This is a genomic window from uncultured Campylobacter sp. (genome assembly GCF_938045225.1).
GTDB lineage: Bacteria > Campylobacterota > Campylobacteria > Campylobacterales > Campylobacteraceae > Campylobacter_A.
Genome location: NZ_CALINL010000186.1, coordinates 1 through 2,169, shown reverse-complemented (window position 1 = coordinate 2,169; position 2,169 = coordinate 1). Strand labels below are relative to the sequence as shown.

Annotated in this window: 2 protein-coding genes and 1 pseudogene; all 3 read left to right on the top strand. The window is 46.9% G+C overall.

Going from position 1 to position 2,169, the window contains the following annotated elements:
* Nucleotides 1–237 (top strand): annotated as a pseudogene (locus Q0200_RS06980) (flagellar M-ring protein FliF); the annotation flags it as partial.
* On the top strand, nucleotides 237–1,268 hold the full coding sequence (gene fliG / locus Q0200_RS06975) for a flagellar motor switch protein FliG (protein ID WP_297939519.1): 1,032 nt from the start codon (nucleotides 237–239) through the stop codon (nucleotides 1,266–1,268). The pseudogene Q0200_RS06980 and the gene fliG, both read left to right, overlap by 1 nt.
* Nucleotides 1,265–2,077: a flagellar assembly protein FliH gene (gene fliH / locus Q0200_RS06970; RefSeq protein ID WP_297939516.1), complete on the top strand. Its 813-nt coding sequence runs from the start codon at nucleotides 1,265–1,267 to the stop codon at nucleotides 2,075–2,077. Before fliG ends, fliH begins: the two co-directional genes overlap by 4 nt.
* The last annotated feature ends 92 nt before the right edge of the window (nucleotides 2,078–2,169 follow it).

Below are 2,169 nucleotides of genomic sequence, written 5' to 3'. Positions count from 1 at the left end.
GAAAACGAAGTTCAGCTAGAGGATAGCGAAGATACGTTAGAGAAATTTCAAGCGGCTAGGAAAAAAGTTGAGGAGCAGCTTGGCATCGGCGATAACTTTAATGAGGATGACTTGCGCTATGACGTATTGCTAGAAAAAATGAAATTAATCGTTCAAGATCGTAGCGAAGAAATAGCCGTATTGCTCCAAGATATGATAAAAAACGATTTGGATTTTAGCAACCGTAAGGACTTTTAATGGCAACAAAGCTAAATGAACAACAAAAGATGATTTACGACGACCTTTCGATGCCCGAAAAGGTCGCCATTTTGCTTATTCAGCTAGGCGAGGACGTCACGACTCTGCTATTTTCGCATATGGAGGTTGACGTCATAACCGAAATTTCGCGCTATATAGCTACCGCAAAGAGTACCGATAAAAGCGTAGCGGCTGCTGTTTTAGAAGAATTTTACGCTCTCATGCAGTCAAATCAATATATGAGAAGCGGCGGTCTAGAGTATGCGAAAGAAATTTTATACCGCACCTTTGGTCCTGAAGCTGCGCAAAAGATACTCGACAAGCTCGCAAAAAGCATGGAAAACACAAAGAGCTTCGGTTATCTTACCAAGGTCAAGCCTCAGCAGCTTGCGGACTTTATCGTTAACGAACATCCGCAAACTATCGCGCTTATTTTGGCGCATATGGACTCGACCAGTGCGGCCGAGACGCTTTCGTTTTTTAATAACGAGCTTAGAAGCGAGGTCGTCGTGAGAATGGCAAATTTGGGCGACATCAGCCCGTCCATAATCAAACGCGTTTCAACGGTGCTAGAAGGCAAACTAGAGAGCCTCACGTCCTACAAAGTCGAAGTCGGCGGACCGAGGGCCGTGGCGGAGGTACTAAATCGCCTCGGACAAAAAGCTTCAAAAGCTACGATCGAATATATCGAGGACGTCGACGACAAGCTCGCTACGACGATCAAAGAGCTTATGTTTACCTTTGAGGATATTAACACCCTCAATCAAGCAGCTATCCGCGAAATACTTAAAAACGTCGATAAAAAAGACCTCATGGTCGCTCTAAAAGGTAGCGGCGACGCATTGAGAGATAAATTTCTCTCCAGTATGTCTCAGCGCGCCAGCGACTCGTTTAAAGAAGAAATGCAGTTTTTGGGAGCGGTGCGCGTAAAAGACGTCGAAGAGGCGCAGCGCCGCATAGTAGAGCAGGTTCAGGCCCTAGCCGAAAGCGGGGCGTTCCAAATAGGCGAAAGCGATGAGATGATAGAATGAAAAGTAGCGTAATAACAAATGAGCGCTCAAAAGAGCACTTTGTAGAAAACTATCGGTTTAAAATTTTAGGTCAGGAAAAAAGAAGCGAGGATACACACTCGGCCCACGAAAGCGAATCCGGCCGCGCGACCGAGCATAACGAGCGAGCCTTGAGCGGCGGGCAGGAGGGCTCAAATTTAGGCGAAGCAAAAGAGCAGGGCGGGCATTTTAAGCCTGAGTCAAGCTTCATCGAGGAGCTTTTGAAGCGCACCGACGAGATGAGCGGTAGTATGATAAAGCTGCAAATGCAAATCGAAAATCAAGAAAACGAATTTGCCAAACGCCTAGAGAGCGAGATCCAGCGCGCTAAAGAAGACGGCATAAAGCAGGGCAGAGACGAGGCGGCGGCTAAATTTGACGAGGAGCTAAAAGCGCTTGAGAGCAGGTATCTTGGCTCGATAAATAAGCTAGAGGAACAGGCGGCTAAATTTGAAAGCCTCATCGCATCTAGCGAAGCGCAGCTGCCGGCCACCGCAGTCGAGGTCGCAAAAGAGGTCGTGAAAAAAGAGATTTCGCTAAATTCGGCAAACATCGCCGCGGCTATCTGTAAGGAGCTTTTTAGCGAGATAAAAGACGCCAAAGAGGTGCAGATAAAGGTAAATCCGAAAGATTACGAGTTTATCAAAGAAAATTTCTCCGGACAAAATGTCAAAATCTCCGCCGATGAAGCCATCAGTGCGGGCGGAGCGATCGTGCTTAGCGACGCTGGCAACCTCGAGGGCACGATCGAAGCCAGACTAGAAAAAATCAAAAAGATAATAGGGCAATGATAGACGTAAAATCTATGAATATGGAGGAGCTCGAAGCGCTTTGTGGAAAGCTCCGTGATAAAATTTTACAAACCGTCAGCGCAAACGGCGGG